General features: G+C 38.5%; 25 protein-coding genes. All 25 read right to left on the reverse strand.

Translation table 11 applies throughout. The annotated features are described in order from the left end of the window. Positions 1–134: 134 nt before the first annotated feature. Complete coding sequence (gene fliE / locus K3T81_RS08070) at positions 135–431, reverse strand: flagellar hook-basal body complex protein FliE (protein ID WP_106896648.1); 297 nt, start codon at positions 429–431, stop codon at positions 135–137. 21 nt (positions 432–452) lie between these two features. Beyond that, a complete protein-coding gene (gene flgC, locus K3T81_RS08075; protein WP_036573078.1) occupies positions 453–911 on the reverse strand; it encodes a flagellar basal body rod protein FlgC in 459 nt (152 codons plus the stop codon). A gap of 3 nt (positions 912–914) precedes the next feature. Continuing rightward, positions 915–1,310 (reverse strand): flagellar basal body rod protein FlgB, encoded by a 396-nt coding sequence (gene flgB / locus K3T81_RS08080; RefSeq protein WP_238019272.1) that lies wholly within the window; start codon positions 1,308–1,310, stop codon positions 915–917. 323 nt (positions 1,311–1,633) lie between these two features. Further along, positions 1,634–2,413, reverse strand: a complete 780-nt coding sequence (gene codY / locus K3T81_RS08085) for a GTP-sensing pleiotropic transcriptional regulator CodY (protein ID WP_106896646.1) — start codon at positions 2,411–2,413, stop codon at positions 1,634–1,636. 28 nt (positions 2,414–2,441) lie between these two features. Continuing rightward, positions 2,442–3,836, reverse strand: a complete 1,395-nt coding sequence (gene hslU / locus K3T81_RS08090; protein ID WP_238019274.1) for an HslU--HslV peptidase ATPase subunit — start codon at positions 3,834–3,836, stop codon at positions 2,442–2,444. Positions 3,837–3,853: 17 nt separating this feature from the next. Beyond that, positions 3,854–4,399, reverse strand: a complete 546-nt coding sequence (hslV, locus tag K3T81_RS08095; protein WP_106896644.1) for an ATP-dependent protease subunit HslV — start codon at positions 4,397–4,399, stop codon at positions 3,854–3,856. Between the two features lie 14 nt (positions 4,400–4,413). Next, positions 4,414–5,334 (reverse strand): tyrosine recombinase XerC, encoded by a 921-nt coding sequence (xerC, locus tag K3T81_RS08100; protein WP_106896643.1) that lies wholly within the window; start codon positions 5,332–5,334, stop codon positions 4,414–4,416. Between the two features lie 387 nt (positions 5,335–5,721). Continuing rightward, complete coding sequence (locus tag K3T81_RS08105; RefSeq protein WP_106896642.1) at positions 5,722–6,036, reverse strand: hypothetical protein; 315 nt, start codon at positions 6,034–6,036, stop codon at positions 5,722–5,724. Between the two features lie 143 nt (positions 6,037–6,179). Further along, the gene (topA, locus tag K3T81_RS08110; RefSeq protein WP_238019276.1) at positions 6,180–8,258 is read right to left on the reverse strand and encodes a type I DNA topoisomerase; all 2,079 of its coding nucleotides are present in this window, start codon (positions 8,256–8,258) and stop codon (positions 6,180–6,182) included. Between the two features lie 130 nt (positions 8,259–8,388). After that, entirely contained in the window at positions 8,389–9,294 is a 906-nt protein-coding gene (gene dprA, locus K3T81_RS08115) for a DNA-processing protein DprA (protein ID WP_238019278.1), read from the reverse strand. 70 nt (positions 9,295–9,364) lie between these two features. Further along, positions 9,365–10,267, reverse strand: a complete 903-nt coding sequence (sucD, locus tag K3T81_RS08120) for a succinate--CoA ligase subunit alpha (protein WP_161464705.1) — start codon at positions 10,265–10,267, stop codon at positions 9,365–9,367. A 35-nt stretch (positions 10,268–10,302) separates the two neighbouring features. Further along, the gene (sucC, locus tag K3T81_RS08125; RefSeq protein WP_036573087.1) at positions 10,303–11,463 is read right to left on the reverse strand and encodes an ADP-forming succinate--CoA ligase subunit beta; all 1,161 of its coding nucleotides are present in this window, start codon (positions 11,461–11,463) and stop codon (positions 10,303–10,305) included. A gap of 103 nt (positions 11,464–11,566) precedes the next feature. Then, positions 11,567–11,839: an EscU/YscU/HrcU family type III secretion system export apparatus switch protein gene (locus tag K3T81_RS08130; protein ID WP_238019280.1), complete on the reverse strand. Its 273-nt coding sequence runs from the start codon at positions 11,837–11,839 to the stop codon at positions 11,567–11,569. Beyond that, complete coding sequence (locus K3T81_RS08135) at positions 11,836–13,578, reverse strand: hypothetical protein (protein WP_238019283.1); 1,743 nt, start codon at positions 13,576–13,578, stop codon at positions 11,836–11,838. Before K3T81_RS08135 ends, K3T81_RS08130 begins: the two co-directional genes overlap by 4 nt. A 12-nt stretch (positions 13,579–13,590) precedes the next feature. After that, positions 13,591–14,364 carry a ribonuclease HII gene (locus K3T81_RS08140; RefSeq protein WP_238019285.1) on the reverse strand — a complete coding sequence of 258 codons (774 nt, stop codon included), beginning with the start codon at positions 14,362–14,364 and terminating at the stop codon, positions 13,591–13,593. A 184-nt stretch (positions 14,365–14,548) separates the two neighbouring features. Continuing rightward, on the reverse strand, positions 14,549–15,397 hold the full coding sequence (gene ylqF / locus K3T81_RS08145) for a ribosome biogenesis GTPase YlqF (RefSeq protein ID WP_238019287.1): 849 nt from the start codon (positions 15,395–15,397) through the stop codon (positions 14,549–14,551). 7 nt (positions 15,398–15,404) lie between these two features. Beyond that, positions 15,405–15,965: a signal peptidase I gene (gene lepB, locus K3T81_RS08150; RefSeq protein ID WP_106896636.1), complete on the reverse strand. Its 561-nt coding sequence runs from the start codon at positions 15,963–15,965 to the stop codon at positions 15,405–15,407. A 192-nt stretch (positions 15,966–16,157) separates the two neighbouring features. Further along, a complete protein-coding gene (gene rplS / locus K3T81_RS08155; protein WP_036573097.1) occupies positions 16,158–16,502 on the reverse strand; it encodes a 50S ribosomal protein L19 in 345 nt (114 codons plus the stop codon). Between the two features lie 150 nt (positions 16,503–16,652). Next, entirely contained in the window at positions 16,653–17,399 is a 747-nt protein-coding gene (gene trmD / locus K3T81_RS08160; RefSeq protein WP_238019289.1) for a tRNA (guanosine(37)-N1)-methyltransferase TrmD, read from the reverse strand. Further along, the gene (gene rimM, locus K3T81_RS08165) at positions 17,399–17,914 is read right to left on the reverse strand and encodes a ribosome maturation factor RimM (protein ID WP_238019291.1); all 516 of its coding nucleotides are present in this window, start codon (positions 17,912–17,914) and stop codon (positions 17,399–17,401) included. The genes trmD and rimM overlap by 1 nt, the downstream gene beginning before the upstream one ends. 12 nt (positions 17,915–17,926) lie before the next feature. Then, positions 17,927–18,316: a YlqD family protein gene (locus K3T81_RS08170; protein ID WP_036573100.1), complete on the reverse strand. Its 390-nt coding sequence runs from the start codon at positions 18,314–18,316 to the stop codon at positions 17,927–17,929. 193 nt (positions 18,317–18,509) lie between these two features. Next, positions 18,510–18,737: a KH domain-containing protein gene (locus K3T81_RS08175; RefSeq protein WP_106896633.1), complete on the reverse strand. Its 228-nt coding sequence runs from the start codon at positions 18,735–18,737 to the stop codon at positions 18,510–18,512. 14 nt (positions 18,738–18,751) lie between these two features. Further along, positions 18,752–19,021 (reverse strand): 30S ribosomal protein S16, encoded by a 270-nt coding sequence (gene rpsP, locus K3T81_RS08180; RefSeq protein WP_036573102.1) that lies wholly within the window; start codon positions 19,019–19,021, stop codon positions 18,752–18,754. A gap of 117 nt (positions 19,022–19,138) precedes the next feature. Then, complete coding sequence (ffh, locus tag K3T81_RS08185; RefSeq protein WP_238019293.1) at positions 19,139–20,482, reverse strand: signal recognition particle protein; 1,344 nt, start codon at positions 20,480–20,482, stop codon at positions 19,139–19,141. A gap of 13 nt (positions 20,483–20,495) precedes the next feature. Next, positions 20,496–20,822 carry a putative DNA-binding protein gene (locus K3T81_RS08190; RefSeq protein WP_161465454.1) on the reverse strand — a complete coding sequence of 109 codons (327 nt, stop codon included), beginning with the start codon at positions 20,820–20,822 and terminating at the stop codon, positions 20,496–20,498. Positions 20,823–20,865 lie beyond the last annotated feature (43 nt).

Genomic DNA, 20,865 nt, shown 5'->3' on the forward strand with positions numbered 1-20,865 from the left:
AAAATTGATTCAAACATTTACTACATTGTCTAGATTTTGTAAATTTTAAGGATTCGAAATCCATTATTATTTCTGAAATTAGAATGTTTGTTAAGAAGTACACAAGTATACTCTTGCTTTTGAAGCGAATGGACTTAAACCTGCATCCTCATTATTTCATTGTAGGCATCTATAGCTTTACGTTGCATTTGTACGCTTGTTTCTAATGTAATGCTTGCTTTTTGTGCAGTTATCATTACGTCATGCAAATCATCAATTTGGCCATTGGCAAGTGCTTCTGTCTTGTTATCTGAAGCAATTTGGCTATTATTTACGTTATTAATTGCTGCTTTTAATGTATTTGCAAAACTTTCCTGCGCCTGTCCTGGTGATACTGCAGGTTTTGTAATCTGTTGATCCGCCATAGTTCCTAGCGTTATGTTATTTATCATTATTTAAAACTCCCAGCATAATTATTTACCGATTTCCAATGCTTTCATGAGCATACCTTTGCTTGCATTCAATGAAGTTATATTTGCTTCATAGGACCTAGTAGCACTCATTAGGTCAACCATTTCTTTTAATGGATCAACATTTGGCATTTCAACATACCCGTTATCATCTGCGTCTGGATGTGTTGGATCATATACTAATTTAAAAGGGGTCTCATCTTCTGTAATCCCAGTAACCTTAACACCATTGCCGGTATTGTTTTGAGATGTTCCAGATGCTTTATGTAAAAACGATTTAAAACTTCCGCCGTTTGGCTCTACCGTAACCATTTTCCTTTTGTATGGCTCGTATTCCCCATTTTCGTTAATTGTCGCTCTTGTAGTCTGAGCGTTTGCAATGTTTGAAGATACAACATCCATTCTAAGGCGTTGAGCAGTAAGAGCACTCGCACTTGCGTTTATTGAATTAAAAATGGACACTTATTAGCTACCTCCCTGTAAAACTTTTTGCAGGCTTCCAAACTTACCATTTATCCGATCTACTAATGCCTGATAATAGATTTGGTTTTTGGCAAGTTCTGCCATCTCCTTGTCCACATCAACGTTATTTCCGTTACTATTGTAGGATGTATTGTTATTTGTAATTATTTGGTAAGATGAATCAGAAGTACCATTAAAAGATAAGTGCTTCTCGTGAGTCTTTTTTGCTTGTTCGCTCGTTGACATACTGTCGTTTAATATATCTTTGAACACTGCATCCTTTGCTTTGTAGTTTGGTGTGTCAACATTCGCGATGTTGTTTGATATAGTCTGGTTCTTTGCTGACGCGTATTGCAATGATTTTTCCAAAGTGGAAATAGTGCCTCCAAATAAGTCCATCCATTTCCCTCCTTAACCTTTTTATCAACGGTCATAAATATTAATATCCTACGAATATTGTAATTTATAAATACTGCAAAGTCTATCACTTTTCGACATTTTCCTTATTAAGAACATAATATAGTTAAATATAACTAGGTCTAATTTATCAATAAGACCGTATTTTGTTTGTTAATTTTCGATAACTTTTCTTTTTTCTCGAATTTCTATTGCTAATTCGTCGAATTTGATCGAAAACAGCAATTATTTTTTTCATTTTACAGATTATATTTACCCGCACAAAAAAGCCCCATAAGACTAAAGTCTTACAGGGCTTTTTTGTTTTATCTTGAACGAAGTTTCTCAAGCTCAACTAGAAACTTACTGTTTAACACTTTAATATATGTTCCTTTCATTCCTAACGAACGAGATTCAATAACACCAGCACTTTCAAGCTTTCTAAGTGCATTTACGATAACAGATCTGGTGATACCTACTCGATCTGCAATCTTACTTGCAACAAGCAAGCCTTCGTTACCATTCAGCTCTTCGAAAATGTGATCAATAGCTTCTAATTCACTATATGAAAGAGAGCTTATTGCCATTTGCACAACTGCTTTACTGCGCGCTTCCATTTCTATTTCTTCGGTTTTTTCGTGTAAAATTTCCATACCTACTACTGTTGCACCATATTCTGCAAGCAATAGATCATCATCATTAAAGCTATCTGTTAACCTCCCAAGTACCAATGTACCAAGGCGCTCTCCGCCTCCGATGATCGGAACAATCGTTGTTAAACCTGTTTTGAACAATTCACGATTTTCTACAGGGAATACAGTTTGCGGACTGTCAATATCCAGGTTTGGAGTGGTCTCATGAATGTTAAACAACCCTTCCGTATATTCTTCTGGAAATTGTCGTTGTTCTAGCATATCTTTCATACGTTCATTTTCTATTTCTTGGTTTATTGAAAATCCTAATAATTTACCTCTTCTACTTAGAATATACACATTCCCTTTAATTACGTCACGTAAAGAAGCAGACATATCATTAAAATTCACCGATTTTCCTGTTGCTTTCTGTAGCATTGCATTAATTTTTCTTGCACGTCCTAATAGTTCCATTAATAATCCTCCATTCAATTGTTTGGTATTATAGTATAAATTGACTTAAGTCCTTGTTTTTAGCAATAGTACTTAGTTTTTCATCCACGTAAGTTGGGGTTATTTCAATTTGCTCCATATTAATATCAGGCGCTTCAAATGATAAGTCTTCTAGAAGTTTCTCTAAAATGGTATGCAATCTTCTAGCACCGATATTATCAGTCTCTTGATTTACCTGATAAGCAATCTCAGCTAGTCTTTCTATAGCTTCGTCCGTAAAAACAACATTTATACCCTCTGTTTGCAACAAGGAAGAATATTGTTTGAGTAAAGCATTAGACGGCTCACCAAGTATACGTTTGAAATCTTCAACTGATAGTTTATCTAATTCCACTCTAATAGGAAACCTTCCCTGAAGTTCAGGAATGAGATCACTTGGCTTTGCCATATGAAATGCACCAGCTGCTATAAAGAGCATGTGATCTGTCTTTACAGGGCCATGCTTTGTGACCACAGTTGATCCTTCCACAATTGGCAGGATGTCTCTCTGAACACCTTCACGCGACACATTTGCTGTGTTATCCTGCTTTCCGGCTACTTTATCAATTTCATCGATAAAAATAATTCCGGATTGTTCTGCCTTTTCCACAGCAATTTGGGCTGCTTCTTCCAAATCGATCAACTTCCCCGCCTCTTGTTGGGTCAGAACCTTTCTTGCCTCTGATACAGGTAGTTTACGCTTTTTCTTTTTCTTTGGCATGAATTGACCAAATGCGTCTTGCATATTCATCCCCATTTGTTCCATTCCCGAACCTTGGAGCATGTCAAACATGGAAGGCGGAAGTTCCTCAATTTCAACGGAAACCATATGATCCTCTAGTTCACCTAGCGCTAACTGGTGCTCTATGCGTTTACGTTTGTTTTTAATTTCCTCATCATTTTCTGCATTCGTTTCACTTTTGTCACTGTCATCATTGCCAGAAAAGAGCATTTCAAAAGGATTTTTCATAGAGGACTCTTTTTTAGCCTGAGGAACAAGTAATTTCACTAATTGTTTATTTGCTTCCTCTTCAGCCTTTCCCTTAACCTCTTTCATTTTCTCTTCTTTTACCATGCGCAATGACATTTCAACAAGGTCCCTGATCATGGATTCTACATCTCTTCCAACGTAACCCACTTCTGTGAACTTGGTCGCTTCCACTTTTATAAAAGGGGCGCCCACCAATTTCGCTAACCGTCTGGCAATTTCCGTTTTACCTACTCCCGTAGGTCCGATCATCAGAATATTTTTAGGAACTATTTCATCCTTTATCGAGTCATCAAGTTGCATTCTTCTATAGCGGTTGCGCAAAGCTATTGCAACAGATCGTTTTGCACTTCCCTGACCGATTATATATTTATCCAATTGACTGACAATCTGTTTCGGAGTGTAATCAATACCCATTGTCGAAAGGCCTCCTTTTAGTCAAGCACTTCTAAGGTTATCTGATCGTTCGTAAACACACAAATTTCTCCCGCTATTTCTAAAGCTGATCTTGCAATTTCCTCTGCAGTTAGATGATCCGCTTTTCTGGCAAGCGCTCTACCAGCGCTTAATGCGTAATTCCCACCAGATCCTATGGCGAGTATGCCATCGTCAGGTTCAATTACTTCACCTGTACCAGAGACTAAAAACATATTTTCTTTATTCATTACAATCAGCATGGCTTCCAGTTTACGAAGAACTTTATCACTTCTCCATTCCTGTGCCAATTCAACCGCAGCACGAGCTAGGTTACCATTAAAAGCTTCTAGTTTTCCTTCAAATTTTTCGAATAGCGTAAAAGCATCTGCCACAGAACCAGCGAAGCCAGCTAGAACTTGACCACGAAATAATGTACGTACTTTTTTAGCCTTATGTTTCATAACAACTGCGTTTCCTAGGGTTACTTGACCGTCACCACTCATTGCGCATTGTCCTTTATGGCTGATGGCAAATATAGTCGTTGCATGCATCTCGTTTGCCAAAATAATCACCTCTTCTAATCGTTTGATTGATTATTTGCTCTTGGGTGGCTGTTCATGTAGACACTTCGCAAATAATCCTTTGTAACGTGTGTATAAATTTGTGTAGAAGACAGATTTTCATGACCCAAAAGTTCCTGCACACTACGCAAATCCGCCCCCTCATTTAATAGATGGGTCGCAAACGTATGCCGTAGCTTATGGGGGTGAACATGGACTGTTAACGCAGCCTTTTCAACCATTTTATTAAGGATTAATCTAATCCCTCTCGCCGTTATAGGATTTCCACGTGCATTTAAAAAAACAGCTTCGTTCTGCTGTTCCGCCTTTTTCAACAACGCTGGGCGCCCTTCAGTTATGTACGTTTCCAAAGCGATTTCTGCAAATCTTCCAAATGGAATGTACCGTTCCTTTCTCCCCTTACCTCGAACAAAGACAGTGCCAATCGAAAAATCAATATCTTGAAGCCTCAACCCCTGACATTCACTCACCCTCATACCTGTAGCATAGAGCAACTCAATTAATGCCTGATTCCGTTGTCCTGTCGGTTCATTAAGGTCATTAATCTCAAAGAGCTTTTCAAGTTCCTGTTTATATAAGAATCCAGGAACTGGGCTCTCGGTCCTCGGTAGGGATATGTGGACAAAAGGGTTGGAGAATAAGACATTCTCTCTTTCTAAATATTTATAGAAACTTCTCAACGTTGAAATTTTGCGGGAAACAGATCTCCGGCTTAGCTGTTTGTTATATAGCATCGTTAGATATATTCGTACAACTTTCTGGTCTACATCTCCCAGATCAGTGATGCCTTCCCCTTGCAGAAAAGCGAAAAAAATTTCCAGATCATTCTGATAATATTTCACAGTATAAGGGGACGCATTCTTCTCAATCTGTAGATAGGATGTAAATGCTTTAATTGCTTCATCAAAATTAAGCAAAACTTCACCCCATTGATTAGCGAATAAATCATATCATAGAAAATCGTGTAGTGCAATAAATTTAACAAAATTGCAACAAAATTCTGAATTACCGATTGTGCAATCGTGTTTTTCAATGATTTATCCTGTGTCATAGCAAATGAATGCTTTACTAGTAAGGTTTTGACTGTCAAGGTATTACACTTACCAAGGCGTAATTATATCTGTTTCCATCTAAATAGTCAACAATCTTGCCTTGAAACAATACGAATACTTATTTTAACCAGTCTTCACCTAACATTTCACCATTATAAATGGTAGTTCAGCCATTCCTTTTTAGTGAACTGGAAGGATTTTTTAGAAAATAGTCTATAGACACAATCTTCTCTTCATAATATTGCCAAATTATTACTTCAGTATTCCTAACTCATTTATTTTTTCTTTGGTTTTATCCGTTCCTAATTTATATACATTACGATAAACGGTAATAAGATGATCATCATAGCTATTTCTTTCTTCATCTGCTCCCCATTCATCAAAAGGCTTGGATAAATACTCAACTGAGTTTTTTGCATTTTTGTTCTCTTCTAGAAAAAGTTCCCGTAATTCTTCAACCTCATCATGAGTTGCCACAATTTCATATTCAGTGGATCTATCCGGTATGGACATCTCATTAATTTCCTTTTCTGTTATTTTTACGAAATAATGTTGTTTACGGTCCATTGGATTACCTCCTTTTGTTTTCTATTACGAAGGTTCCCTATTTAATGAATTTAGAAACGCCTAAAGAAAAACTGGGCTTAAACTTCATGAACCAAACAAAAAACTGCCCGTTATTAGATACGGACAGTTAAAGACCTTCTTGTCTAGGCTTGCGCTGATTCCTTATATTCACAATTTGTACATTGGATTTGTGTTTCCTTCTTACTTTTCTTTTCGACTAATAAGGCATCACATTTTGGACATGGTCTTGAGATTGGTTTATCCCATGAAAGGAAGTCACATTCCGGAAATCGATCGCAACCATAAAAGACGCGTCTTTTTTTGGATTTTCTTTCCACAACGTTGCCTTCTTTACATTTCGGGCATTTCACACCGATTTCTTTAAGGATAGGCTTCGTGTTTCGACATTCTGGGAAATTAGAGCATGCTAGGAATTTTCCGTACCTTCCCATTTTATAAACCATCTCATGCCCACAGTTCTCACAGTCAATGCCAGCTGGCTCATCACGGATTTCAATTTTTTCCATTTCTTTTTCAGCAGTTTCTAGTCGCTTTTCGAAACCTTTATAAAATCCGTCAATAATGGTAATCCACTCGGTCTTACCTTCTTCAATTGCATCAAGGTCCCCTTCCATTTTAACTGTGAACTCCACATCAATAATTTCAGGGAAAAACTCTTCGACAAGCTCTAATACAATGGTCCCAAGCTCTGTTGGGATAAAACGTTTGTTATCAATTGTTACATAACCTCTTCGCTGGATCGTATCAAGGGTTGGTGCATAGGTTGAAGGTCTCCCTATTCCTAACTCCTCCATAGTACGAACAAGCCTTGCCTCCGTAAAACGTGGTGGCGGCTGAGTGAAATGCTGATTCGGCTCAATTTCTTCTGCCATAACATTCTGTCCTTCGTGAAGGTCCGGTAAAAATTTGTTTTCTTCTTTTTTATCATCATCGGTCCCTTCCACATACACCTTCATGAACCCTTTGAACTTCACTTTTGATCCAGTAGCCCTAAATTCCACTTTATTATTTAGCATGTGAACGGTCATAGTATCCAAGACTGCGGGAGCCATTTGGCTAGCAAGAAATCGTTCCCAAATCAATTTATAAAGTCGAAGCTGATCTCTCGATAAGATCGCTTTTAACGATTTTGGATTGCGTAAGGCTGAAGTTGGTCGGATTGCTTCGTGTGCATCCTGAGCTCCTTCTTTCTTTTTGGCAGGTTTACTTGTCCCCAAGTACGCTTCCCCGTAATTTTCTTCTATATATTCTTTTGCTTCCTTCTTCGCTGTATCAGAGATACGTGTTGAATCAGTACGCATATACGTGATAAGTCCAGTGATACCACCTGATTTTTTTCCTAAATCTATACCTTCGTACAATTGCTGTGCTACCATCATGGTTTTCTTCGCTCGGAAATTCAGCTTTCTGGCAGCTTCCTGTTGTAAAGAAGAAGTAGTAAATGGTTGAGATGGATTTCTTTTCCGTTCTCTTTTATTTACTTTATCAATCTTAAATGCCTTTTCATCTAGCTTACCAAGAATTTGTTTGACATCATCTTCTGTCTTTAACTCTTGTTTCTTACCATCAACGCCATAAAAAGACCCATTAAACACTTCATCGTCCTTTTTAAAGCTTCCTTCAATTGACCAATATTCCTCTGGTTGGAAGTTTTCAATTTCTTTTTCTCGATCAATTATCATTTTAACAGCTACAGATTGAACACGGCCTGCACTAAGTCCTTTTTTCACTTTTTTCCAAAGTAATGGACTGATGTTATAACCGACCAGTCTATCTAGAATTCTCCGTGCTTGTTGCGCATCTACTAAATCTGTATCAATACTTCTCGGATTTTTAAAGGATTCTTTAATCGCTTCTTTCGTAATCTCATTGAATACGACACGACACTTCGATGTCTCATCAACATTTAGAATGTGGGCAAGGTGCCAGGCAATTGCTTCCCCTTCTCTATCGGGGTCGGCCGCAAGATAGATTTTTTTAGCTTTCTTTGCTGCAGAGCGCAATTCTTTTAGTACATCGCCTTTTCCGCGTATCGTAATATACTTTGGTTTATATTCATCTTCTGTATCAACGCCCATCTGACTTTTTGGCAGATCACGTATATGTCCCATTGATGCTTTTACTTTATATTTCTTCCCCAAATAACGTTCAATCGTCTTCGCTTTTGCCGGCGATTCTACGATTACTAGATAATCTGACATTATATTTCCTCCCACAATGAGGTTACAACTAATTTAAATTGGAAATCTTCACTAATAGTAAATATATACGTTTCATTTGTCAAACATACAATTTAATGAATGGTATAACATTACCTTCTTTTTCTTACCATTATCCCTTCCATACGGAAGCTAAATGTGTCCCTTGATCGTTCCAGTCTTCTAGGATACATTGTGCATCTATTACAAGCTTTGCACCTTCCTGTATCATACGATGGCAACCTTTTGTTTGTGCCACTAATGGAGACCCTGGCAGGGCATATACTTCCCTTCCCTGATCTAATGCTTGATCTACTGTAATTAATGTACCACTCTTCTCAGTAGCTTCTATCACTAGCGTTCCAAATGTCAAGCCACTTATAAGTCGGTTACGTTCAGGAAAATGGTGTCGACTGGCTACTACGTTGGGAGGGTACTCAGAAAGGACTATACCACTTTTACAAATTTCTGTAAATAAATCCTCATTTTCCTTTGGGTAGATATGTTCAAAACCACTACCGAGTACAGCAACTGTTTTTCCGTTTTGAGCTAATGCTACCTTATGGGCATAGGTGTCTATTCCTTTCGCCATCCCACTTATAATAACCCAGCCTTCCTCCACTAGAGGCTTCACTATAAAGTTTGTTTTTTGTTTTGCTTCACTTGTTGGTCTTCTAGTTCCAATAACACTTATGCAAGGAGAGCAAGATAACAATTCATTATTGCCGATTGTATATAAGACTAGTGGTGGGTCTTTTATTGTTTTTAACATGAAGGGGTAAGCTTGATCAAGAATGGTAATGATAGAGCATTGTGTTTTATCCTGTTTAATTTGTTCAATGAGGACGGGGTTATGAAGGTCATGATAAAGAGGGACTGCTTTTTGTTCGGGGATGTGGTAAATTTGGGTTAATTCTTTAGGGGAAAGATAGTAAATTTCTTTTAGTTCCGTGTCTTTTTGGATAATATACTGCATTATACGTCTTGTAATGCCTTTGCATCTTGATAGATGTATTAACCTGTTACTGCGCCGACTCAATTTTAACATCCTTTCATGGAGAAAAAGCCCGGGAATTTCTTTATTCCAGGGCTTCTTCACTATCAAATTTTTAATGTGTTTTACACTTCTCTTTTAAACCATTTTCTTCCAATACACGAATCATGGTCTCGCCCATTACAGCAGGTGTTTCTGCAACTTGGATACCGCATTCATTCATCACGCGGATCTTTTCGTCAGCAGTACCTTTTCCTCCAGAAATAATGGCACCAGCGTGTCCCATTCTTTTTCCTGGAGGGGCTGTAGCTCCACCAATAAACCCTACTACAGGTTTTTTCATGTTGGCTTTCACCCACTCTGCTGCTTCTTCTTCAGCAGTACCACCAATTTCACCAATCATTATGACGGCTTCTGTTTCACTATCTTCATTAAATGCTTTTAGTGAATCGATAAAGTCCGTACCATTTACTGGGTCTCCACCAATTCCTACAGCAGTGGACTGACCATAGCCAGCTTCAGATAATTGATGCACGGCTTCATAGGTTAATGTTCCTGAACGGGAAACGACACCAATATGACCTTTTTTATGGATATAGCCAGGCATGATACCAATTTTACATTCTTCCGGAGTGATGACTCCAGGGCAGTTTGGTCCAACCAGGCGAGTCTTTTTCCCTTCCATATAACGTTTAACTTTTACCATATCCATTACAGGAATATGCTCTGTAATACATATAGCTAAATCTAGCTCAGCATCTACTGCTTCTAATATTGCATCTGCCGCAAATGGTGCCGGAACATAAATAACGGAAGCGTTTGCGCCAGTTTCTTCAACTGCTTCTTTAACTGTATTAAATACAGGCACGCCTTCTACTTCTGAACCGCCCTTTTTGGGTGTAACACCTGCAACGATATTAGTACCATACTCTAGCATTTGCTTGGTATGGAATTTCGCTGTACCACCAGTAATTCCTTGTACAACTACTTTTGTATCTTTATTAACGAATACACTCATACTTGTCCGTCCTTTCCATGCAAACTATTACGTTTTTATTTTACTAGAGAAACAATTTTCTCAGCGCCGTCTGCCATAGATCCAGCAGATGTAATATTTAAGCCTGATTCTTCGAGAATTTTCTTTCCTAATTCAACGTTTGTTCCTTCCAGACGAACAACAAGCGGAATTTCCAAACCAACTTGCTTAGTTGCTTCCACAACACCTTCTGCAATTACATCACATTTCATGATTCCACCGAAGATGTTAACAAAAATTCCCTTTACATTGGCATCAGATAAAATAATCTTAAATGCTTCTGTTACTTTCTCTGCTGTAGCGCCGCCCCCAACGTCAAGGAAGTTTGCGGGGTCTCCGCCATAATGTTTAATAATATCCATTGTAGACATAGCAAGTCCTGCACCGTTAACCATACAGCCAATATTTCCATTCAGCGAGATATAGCTAAGATCGTATTTGCTTGCCTCAATCTCTTTTTCATCTTCTTCATCTAGATCACGCAATTCCTGAATATCTTTTTGGCGGAATAAAGCGTTATCATCAAAGTTCAATTTAGCATCGAGGGCAAGGACTTCTCCGTCGCCTGTTGTTACCAATGGATTAATTTCCGCGATGGAACAATCCTTTGCAACAAATGCTTCATAAAGCGCCATCATAAATTTCACAGCCTTGCCCATTAATTCATCTGGAATATTAATGTTGAATGCAAGTCTACGAGCCTGATAGCCTGATAGTCCTACCACAGGGTCAATTACTTCTTTAAAAATCTTTTCTGGCGTAGCCTCTGCTACCTCTTCAATCTCTGTTCCACCTTCTTCAGATGCCATCATGACAACACGAGAAGTGGCACGGTCAAGAACCACACCAACATAATATTCTTTTTTAATATCGCAGCCCTCTTCAATAAGCAAGCGTTTTACTTCTTTACCTTCTGGGCCAGTTTGATGTGTTACTAATGTCTTTCCAAGTATCTCATCAGCGTATGTACGCACTTCATCCAAGCCTTTGGCAACTTTAACGCCGCCCGCTTTACCGCGGCCGCCGGCATGGATCTGAGCTTTTACTACTGTTACATCAGTACCTAGTTTTTCAGCCGCTTGTACAGCTTCATCAACTGTATAGGCAACATAACCATTAGGAACGTTTACACCATACTGACGCAAGACATCTTTGCCTTGATATTCATGAATGTTCATCCTTTATCCTCCCATCAAAATTCACTGCATTTCCATTGTATTAAAAAAAACGAACTTTCACAAGAATAATAGAATACTTGCAATTACAATCTTTGAAATGAAATTACGATTTATCCAATTTGCGGTCCACTCTATAGACGAAAGCAAACACTTCTGCTACCGCTTGGTATAATTCTTCTGGAATGGTTTCATTAATATTTAACTCTGCCAATATCTCTACCATGGAACTGTCTTCCATAATAGGTACATTGTGCTCTTTGGCCTTTTGTATGATCGCCTCAGCTCTCATTCCTTTGCCAGTAGCTGAAACGATTGGGGCAGTTCCTTTCTGCAAATCATAGGATAATGCGGCAGCTTTTTTTCTGTTTTCTGTCATATTCGAAAATCAACTCCTTGGTACGAGCTAGGATGTGATTGTTGTCGTTTTGACCCAGTTAATTCTTCTTCTCGAACAGGCTTAAACATCACACTTGATAAATGATAATCTAGTTCGTTCAGCCCATTTTTTAAAACAGCCTGATAGTCTTTGGCTAAAGGCCTCAACTCTTCTTCACTTTGATTGTATATTGTAACGGATACATTTCTATTTTGTACCGTCATATCAATAATCGTTTGATTTAAGTTAGCTAAATCCAAATAAAACAAAACCCGACAATGACTAGAATCTATTTCCCCATCTTCGGTTTTTCTTCCTTCAAACTCTAGCTGAAGATCTTTAGCTAATCCTAACTTTTCGCCCGGGAGTTGCAAACTAGCATACAAAAAATTACCCGTATCTTGGACAGATTGTAACTGAAGACCGTTAATAAAATGAAGGAGTTGTTTGCTTTGTTCGGTTGTATTGTTATTGTGGTCGCCCTGTTGCATGAGCTGTAGGAGCACACCTTTTAAAGAGGTTTGTTCCTGCATTACCTTATTTGCCAGATCATGCTCATACGAATATCCCGTGAACGAAAGCGTGTGTTTAAGATGCTGCAAGAATTGATCCTTTGGGGATGCCGCCATCAGTAGGTTTACGTCTCGTAGCTGCTTCATCGTGACTTCTATGTTTTCCGTAGTAGTGGAAGCCGCATTTTGCAAAAATTCATATACCTGTGATAGAGCATGCCGATTGTTTTGCAGCATAGAAGATGCTGGGAAGGTAGTATTCTTTGGCAGATATGGTAGTACCGACTGGGTAAACTGCTCCTTTAACCGGGAAAAAAGTTGGGTATCTAAGTTTCCTTCATTAGCAATGGACTGAGGTAAATTATGGAAACTATTTAAAAGAAGCTTTGCATTCTGCTGCAAAGTAGCTCTATTATCTATTACAGTTTGCAGATTCCGCAACTGTGCTTCTGAGAGTTGGAAAGGTATATCTTTTTGTCTTCCACTTTGTTCAGTTGTAGTATTCGCTCTCCATGTATCAAATGGTTGGGCAGGTTCAATCGTACCTGAAAGTTTCAGTAGGTGAAATAGATTCTGATTGTTTATTCTCTCCCCCATTAACTTGCTTTCTGTTGAAATGGCTGCATGATTGCTGACTAACTTTTGTAGATTTTGGCTTATGTTTGGTTGGACATTAGCCTGATCCAATTCTGGCATAGCGCTTGCTAAACGACCTGAAAAGCTAGAATTGGATACAGACTGAAGAGCTTCCAGCACATTTTTTGTAATGGGCAAACGATTAGAAATCATTTCTACAAGCATCTTTCCTGTCAGTTGTTTATCCTTGGAACCTTCAAGAAGGTGGAAAGATTGTGTGAGCTGAGGTTTTTCAAATGGAATCTTCTTTGCGATAAGCTGTTGCAGAAAAACAATATTCCGCTTGGATGCCTTTAATCCAAGCTGTTGGAGCAGGTTAAGACTATTAAGATGGTCTTGCTGTTGTAATTGCTCCCCTATCACTTTTAGTTGGATGACAGGATCTGTTGATTGCACCATAAAATGATACTTCCCACCAGCAGAGAGGGAAGCCTCTAATTGAGCAACCATTTTTTGCGATCCCAGCTGTATTTCAGCCTTATTTTCTGGATAGATCTTTAAAATACTACCCTTAATAACTTGTCCGGGTTTAATTGTATTAGGCGTTGGTTGAAGCACACGCAAACTTTGACCTGTTTTTTGAATGCCCAATGGATTGTCCTCCTATTTCACTTCTACATTACCGACCGGTGCAAAAGATTTACGATGATATGGCGTTGCCCCTTGATTGCTTAATGTCTCCATATGGTGTTTCGTTCCATAGCCCATGTTGGAAGCAAAATCATATGCAGGATAGCTCATATGTATCTCTTTCATAAAACGGTCCCTTGTTACCTTCGCTAGAATGCTGGCAGCTGCAATAGATATACTTTTCGAATCTCCTTTTATGATGGATTCAGATGGGCAACTTAGCCCTTTCAATGGCACAGCATCTACTAACACAAAATCGGCAATTGGATCCAATTGATTAATTGCCTCTTGCATAGCAAGCTTGGTTGCTTCATAAATATTCACCCTATCGATTACGTCATTATGGATAATCCCAACCCCATAGCTAATAGCATTATCTCTAATCACTTCATAATAAGCTTCTCTTGTAGACTCACTTAACTGCTTCGAATCATTCAAACCTAGTAGCTTAAAGTCTTGCGGCAAAACTACGGCAGCGGCAACAACTGGTCCTGCCAATGGGCCTCTTCCCACTTCATCTACTCCAGCTATATTTACATAACCATTATTCCGGAGTTTAAGTTCGAATTCTGACATGGCTAAAAATTGTTGTTCTAATGCATTCATTCTATCCTGCTTAACGTCATATCGTTTAAGCAATGTTTGAACGCCTTTGCGCTCATCCTGCCGCATTTCGGCTATCTTTTGCTCCGTTAGTTTATCTTCTTCAAATAACTGTTTTAGCAAAGCTATTGAATCTTTTTGCATACGTCTACCTGCTTTCTTCCTTATATCGGTTAATAACTAGTAAAATTGAAACAAAATGCCGTATTTCTCCACCCAAAAGCTGAGCTAATCATTTTATAAATTTTAAAAATACCATGTTAAGCTCTAACAAGATAGGTTGTTGAAGGACAAATGAAAAAGACATGCATCCAGTAGATGTATGTCTCTATTCTTTAGGGTTCTCTAGTGTAATATTACCAAGTCTTCCTGTACGTAAGTCACGTATCACTAGATCTGACACTTTTTCAAAGTTAACGCTCCCGCCACTTTCCAAGGCTCCACGTTGTTTTCCTATCGCTTCAAAGATCTCCCACATATCCGTCATATCACGGTCTATCGGATAGCGTTCCTCTAATCTTTCAGGATAATGTTTTTGTAGATAAGAAATAACAAAAGCGACGATATCCTGCATGGAAAGAAGTTGGTCTTTGATTGTACCTATTGCGGCTAATCTATATCCAACAAGCTCATCTTCGAATTTTGGCCATAAAATACCAGGTGTATCAAGTAACTCAAAATCTTTTTTTACTTTAATCCATAATTGTTGCTTCGTAACACCCGGTCTGTCACCTGTCTTAGCAATTTTCTTGTTAGCAAGTCTATTAATTAAGGTAGATTTACCAACGTTTGGTATCCCCACAATCATGGCTCTTGATGGACGCGGTTGGATTCCTTTTTTAATAAGTTTATCCAGCTTTTCTTGTCCAAGATCTTTCGCAAGTTGAATCACTTTTTTTATGTCTGATTTATCATTTACATTAATTGCTATAGCGGGGATGGACCTTTCCTTAAAATATGAGATCCATTCCTCAGTTTGACGATTGTCTGCCAAATCCTTCTTCATAAGAACGACCATTTTTGACTTCTGTTGTAAAACTTGCTGAAGCATAGGATTTTGCGAGGATAGAGGCGCACGTGCATCCACTAATTCCATGACAAAGTCAACGAGCTTTAATTTTTCTTCTACTTCCCGGCGTGCTTTCGCCATATGTCCGGGAAACCATTGTATTGTCATAATTATCCTACTCTCCCAATTTCATAATATCTATACGGTCAAACGGCCAGTATCGTACACTCGTTTTCCCTACAATTTGATCCATTGAAATCATTCCTAAAATACGGCTATCTGTTGAGTTCCCACGGTTATCACCTAATACTAAGACTTGGTCTTCTGGAATGGTTTTATATTCTCCTGGCAGTTCTTCCAGCTCAAAATCATTAGTTAAAATGTCATTGTTATACTCTGTTAAAAAAGGTTGCTCTACAGGTTGGTCATTAACATAAAGGACATTATCTCTTACGGCAATATGTTCCCCTGGTAGACCAATCACACGTTTTATGAAATCCTTTTGATCTGAAGCATGGAAAACGACAATTTCAAAACGTTCTGGATCACCAAAACGATAGCCAATTTTATTAACAATCATCTGATCCCGATCATGCAGTGTTGGGAGCATGGAAGGTCCATCCACTACAATAGGGGCAAACAAGAAGGTACGCACAATAAAAGCTAATCCAAAAGCTATTAAAAGAGCCTTCAGCCAATCCAACCACTCACTTTTTTTCTTTTTCTGCTTTCCCATCCAATCCCTCCATGCCAGGCAATCTACTATTAGTTTAATCCGACATTACGCAGATAATACAATATAAAGCCCATTTCATTCTATACTAGCAAATATGTATGATCAAAATTACATGTAAATAAGCAAAAAGGAGCTTGTGCATATTGCCAAGCTCCTTTCCAGTGGTTTTTGTTACAACAGCTGTATTCAGCTTTAACGGCGTTCTTTAATACGTGCAGCTTTACCACGTAGATTACGTAGATAGTAAAGTTTAGCACGACGTACGATACCGCGACGAGAAACTTCGATTTTATCAATACGAGGGGAATGTACTGGGAAAGTACGTTCAACACCTACACCATAAGAAATTTTTCTTACAGTAAATGTTTCACTAATTCCACCGTTTTGACGTTTGATGACAACACCTTCGAATACCTGAATACGTTCACGAGTACCTTCCACAACTTTCACGTGGACTTTTAAAGTATCTCCTGGACGAAAATCTGGATGATCCGTACGAAGCTGATCTTTTGTAATGTCTTCAATTAGTTTTTGCATCTTGTTACACTCCTTCCAAACCAATGCTCTTTCTCAGTAAATGACAGCGGAACATCGTTTATAGTACAAAAAGTCGACACTTTTAGCACAAGATTAAATATACCATAACCTTAGGTATACTTCAAGTTGTTTTGTAGCAAATCTTTCAGATTATGATTCAGAGTTTTCTTCCGACTCTAGTTGCTTTAAGTAGAGAGCTTCCTCTTTGGATAGAACCTTATCTTCAAGTAGCTCTTTTCGACGCTCATAGGTTCGTTTCAGCGCCTGCTGTTTTCTCCACGCCTCAATTTTTGCATGATCACCAGACAATAAAACATCTGGAACCTTCATTCCTCTAAAATCAGCTGGTCTAGTGTAATGTGGATGCTCCAGTAACCCTGTCGAAAAGGAATCCTGCGGTGCGGACTCTTTGTTACCTAAAGCATCTGGGAGCAGGCGAATAACACTGTCCATCACTACCATGGCACCTAATTCACCACCAGTTAACACATAATCTCCTATGGAAATCTCATCTGTTACCAGGTGCTCTCGTATTCTTTCGTCAAAGCCTTCATAATGGCCACATATAAAAACTAAATGATCTTCCTCAGCCAATTCTTCTGCCTTCTTTTGATTGTATGGTTCACCCTGTGGGCACATTAACACAACGCGTGGCTTTGCCGTACTTTTGCTGGTAACGTCTTCCACCGCATCAAATAAAGGCTGTGGGGTGAGTACCATCCCAGCTCCTCCGCCATATGGATAATCATCTACCTTGTTATGTTTGTTCGTTGTGTAATCCCGAAAGTTAACAAGCTTGTAGGAAAACGTCTCCTTATCATGCGCCCTTTGAAGAATAGAAGAGTGGAAGACCCCGTCAAACATTTCTGGGAAAAGCGTTAAAACATCGATATGCATTAATCAAGCAACCCTTCCATTGGCTCGATAACAACCTTTTTATTCTCAATGGAAACTTCTTTCACTACTTCATCAATGTATGGTATTAATAAATCTTTCTCTTTTGGACGCTTTATCACCCATACATCATTAGCACCAGGAGAGAGAATCTCTTTTACAACACCTAAGCTTTCGCCAGAAGCTGTCATGACATCACAACCAATTATCTCGTGGTAATAATATTCGCCACTTTCCAGTTCGGTCAATTGCTCTTCGGTAATTTTGAGATAGCCACCTTTGAAATGCTCAACATCATTAATGTTTGCAAACCCTTCAAACTGAAGCAGATCAAAACCTTTGTGGATTCGATGTGCAGCTATTGTTAAAGCAACCGGTGCTGCTTTCTCTTTTACTGCATAAACCTGGTTTCCAACTGCAAAGCGTTCTTCAAAATCGCTAATCCTGACTACTTTTACTTCGCCACGAATGCCATGTGTATTCACGATTTTTCCAATATTGTACATTTTTTGGCTCATTAGTATCACCTACTATTCGTCAATTCTGATTACCACATTATCTTTTATTATAATGGTTTTTTCTCCTATGATCTCATCCCAATGCGAGCCTTCGGAAACTTCAACAAGAGCTTCAACTTCTTTTTCTGTGATCTCACTGCCCAACTCCAACATCTCAAGTTGTTCCAGTTTAAAATCAGCAAGTTTAATTTTTTCTTTGCGATTATTTATTTCTTGTTGAAACCTGTGACTTACATCCTGTTTGGAAGCCCTCGATTTATTCTCAAATTTTCGCTGTTCAAACAACAGTTGTTGACACTCTTGTTCAAGCCGCATTTTATGATTATAGAAGTTAGTCTGCAATGTTTCCTTGCTTTTTTCTGTGACTACTTGCTTCACAATAACTTTCGTAATAATTTTCACAATTTGTCCTCACTCTCAAAAATGATCTTTTGTTCAGAAAATCCTGAGGTGTTAAGAAAAGCTTTATCGCATTATTAATGGACGCCGACTAAGCACAACCTTTGCTAGGTTAACGTAGCATAACATACTTCCTGTAGGTCACCACACGTATACTTCCTTACATGTGTAAAAAGGGAAAGGTTCCCCTTTCCCTTTACATAATATCCAAATAAATACGTTTCTTAGCGTCTGTCTTTGCAGCGTAGACTACTGTGCGTATCGCTTTGGCAATACGTCCGTTCTTGCCGATAACCTTTCCGACATCATCCGGGTGAACAGTTAAATGATAAACCAGCTTGGCCTCTTCTTCTGTCTCCGTTATCTTAATATCATCAGGATAATCTACCAATGACGAAACGATTGATTCAATTAGGGCTTTCATGATATCACACTACTTTACTGATTTTTCTGTTCGTGGAATTTCTTCATGATGCCTTCATTTGAAAATAGGTTACGTACTGTATCACTTGGTTTTGCTCCATTAGTCATCCAGCTAAGTGCTTTCTCTTCATCGATTTTCACTTCAACCGGGTTTACAACAGGATTATATGTTCCAATTTGCTCAATTTGACGTCCGTCACGAGGAGAACGTGAATCAGCTACAACGATACGATAGAAAGGATTTCTTTTTGATCCCATACGTTTTAAACGAATTTTAACAGCCATTTATTTTGCACCTCCAAATATTAATGTTTTACACAATTTTAGATTCTATCAGAAACAAGGAAGTCTGTAAAGTGTTTTTACATTACAATGTAAAATTCCTTGTGTATAAAGGCATTTTTACATAAACGGGAACTTCATCCCTTTGCCTTTTTTCCCTTTTTGCATGTTTGTCATTTGTTTCATCATTTTTTTCATTTCGTCAAACTGTTTAAGCAATCGGTTTACCTGGGAAACAGAAGTACCAGAACCTTTTGCAATTCTTTTTTTGCGACTTGCGTTCATCAGACTTGGGTCCTGTCGCTCTTTTTTTGTCATAGACTGAATGATTGCTTCTACATGAGAAAGTTGTTTCTCATCAAGTTGTGCATTTTTCAGTCCTTTCATTTTGCTAGCTCCAGGAATCATGGCCATTAAGTCATCTAATGGTCCCATATTCTTGACCTGTCCCATTTGTTCAAGAAAATCATCGAAGGTAAAGGACATTGTCCGCATTTTTTCTTCTAATTCCTTCGCCTGCTTTTCGTCTACATTGGTTTGCGCTTTCTCGATTAAGGATAATACATCGCCCATCCCAAGAATTCGCGATGCCATTCGTTCAGGGTGGAATGCTTCCAGCTGGTCTAATTTCTCACCCATCCCGGCAAACTTAATAGGCTTATCTGTTACGGCTTTAATAGAGAGGGCTGCACCACCTCTAGTATCACCATCTAGCTTCGTTAACACGACACCTGATAAATCAAGCTGCTCATTAAAGCTTTCTGCCACATTAACAGCATCTTGACCAGTCATGGAATCGACCACTAGAAAAATTTCATCTGGTTTTACATTTGCTTTAATTTCTTGCAGCTCATCCATAAGTTCATTATCGACATGTAAACGACCTGCTGTATCAATGATCACATAATCATGATGCTCTTCCCTAGCCTTTTCAATAGCTTTTGTCGCAATATCAACTGGATTAGCTTCTGTTCCCATGGAGAATACAGGCATAGTTAATTGCTCTCCAAGTGTTTCTAATTGCTTAATCGCTGCAGGACGATAAACGTCACATGCAACGAGTAATGGGGAGCGGTTATGCTTTTTACGTAGTAGGTTCGCTAGCTTACCAGTTGTTGTCGTTTTACCTGCCCCTTGAAGTCCCACCATCATAACGACTGTTGGTGCCCGGTCAGCTACCGCAATTTTACTGTTTTCTCCACCCATTAATTCAGTAAGTTCTTCTTTAACGACCTTAATGACTTGTTGTCCAGGCGTCAGACTTTCCATTACTTCTTGTCCAATTGCCCGTTCTTTAATGCGCTTTATCAAATCCTTGACTACTTTGAAGTTAACATCTGCCTCTAATAAAGCAAGACGAACCTCACGTGTCATTTCTTTTACATCTTGCTCACTAACTTTCCCTTTACCTGTAATCTTCTTTATCGTACTCTGCAGGCGGTCGGCCAGTCCTTCAAATGCCATAGAGGGTGTCCTCCTAATCTAATTCTTTTAGTTGATTCAATTTATCAAAAAATAGCTTCTCTTCTTTATTTGCAATAACCGCCTCTAATTCATTGATTAAAGTAAGCCGCTGTTGGAACTTTTCATATAAGTGAAGCTTTTCTTCATATGTTTCTAACATGGATTCGGTTCTCTTAATATTATCATAAACTGCTTGTCTGGAAACCTCTGCTTCTTCAGAGATTTCTCCAAGCGAATAGTCTTCTAGATAGTACATTTCCATATAATTTCGTTGCTTTTGGGTCAGTAATGCCTGATAAAAATCAAATAAATAATTCATTCGCGTTGTTTTTTCCAGCATAAGGCACTTCCCTTGTTAAGTGAATTTGCTTTACATTCCATGA

The sequence above is a fragment of the Oceanobacillus jordanicus genome (genome assembly GCF_022095695.1).
In the GTDB taxonomy this organism is placed as follows: Bacteria; Bacillota; Bacilli; order Bacillales; family Amphibacillaceae; genus Oceanobacillus_B; species Oceanobacillus_B jordanicus.

Coding starts and splice junctions, on each gene's coding strand:
- topA (WP_238019276.1), bottom strand. CDS start 8,258: ATGTCAGATTATCTAGTAATCGTAGAATCGCCGGCAAAAGCGAAGACG.
- rpsP (WP_036573102.1), bottom strand. CDS start 19,021: ATGGCTGTTAAAATTCGTTTAAAACGTATGGGATCAAAAAGAAATCCT.
- codY (WP_106896646.1), bottom strand. CDS start 2,413: ATGGAACTATTAGGACGTGCAAGAAAAATTAATGCAATGCTACAGAAA.
- lepB (WP_106896636.1), bottom strand. CDS start 15,965: ATGGGAAAGCAGAAAAAGAAAAAAAGTGAGTGGTTGGATTGGCTGAAG.
- K3T81_RS08105 (WP_106896642.1), bottom strand. CDS start 6,036: ATGGACCGTAAACAACATTATTTCGTAAAAATAACAGAAAAGGAAATT.
- fliE (WP_106896648.1), bottom strand. CDS start 431: ATGATAAATAACATAACGCTAGGAACTATGGCGGATCAACAGATTACA.
- K3T81_RS08140 (WP_238019285.1), bottom strand. CDS start 14,364: ATGCAAAAAGATTCAATAGCTTTGCTAAAACAGTTATTTGAAGAAGAT.
- ffh (WP_238019293.1), bottom strand. CDS start 20,482: ATGGCATTTGAAGGACTGGCCGACCGCCTGCAGAGTACGATAAAGAAG.
- hslU (WP_238019274.1), bottom strand. CDS start 3,836: ATGGGTATTGATTACACTCCGAAACAGATTGTCAGTCAATTGGATAAA.
- flgB (WP_238019272.1), bottom strand. CDS start 1,310: ATGGACTTATTTGGAGGCACTATTTCCACTTTGGAAAAATCATTGCAA.
- K3T81_RS08190 (WP_161465454.1), bottom strand. CDS start 20,822: ATGCTGGAAAAAACAACGCGAATGAATTATTTATTTGATTTTTATCAG.
- rimM (WP_238019291.1), bottom strand. CDS start 17,914: ATGAGCCAAAAAATGTACAATATTGGAAAAATCGTGAATACACATGGC.
- ylqF (WP_238019287.1), bottom strand. CDS start 15,397: ATGACAATACAATGGTTTCCCGGACATATGGCGAAAGCACGCCGGGAA.
- K3T81_RS08130 (WP_238019280.1), bottom strand. CDS start 11,839: ATGACAGAAAACAGAAAAAAAGCTGCCGCATTATCCTATGATTTGCAG.
- rplS (WP_036573097.1), bottom strand. CDS start 16,502: ATGCAAAAACTAATTGAAGACATTACAAAAGATCAGCTTCGTACGGAT.
- K3T81_RS08175 (WP_106896633.1), bottom strand. CDS start 18,737: ATGAAAGCCCTAATTGAATCAATCGTTTCGTCATTGGTAGATTATCCT.
- sucC (WP_036573087.1), bottom strand. CDS start 11,463: ATGAACATTCATGAATATCAAGGCAAAGATGTCTTGCGTCAGTATGGT.
- sucD (WP_161464705.1), bottom strand. CDS start 10,267: ATGAGTGTATTCGTTAATAAAGATACAAAAGTAGTTGTACAAGGAATT.
- trmD (WP_238019289.1), bottom strand. CDS start 17,399: ATGCATATCGATGTTTTAACGCTTTTCCCAGAAATGTTTGACGGGGTC.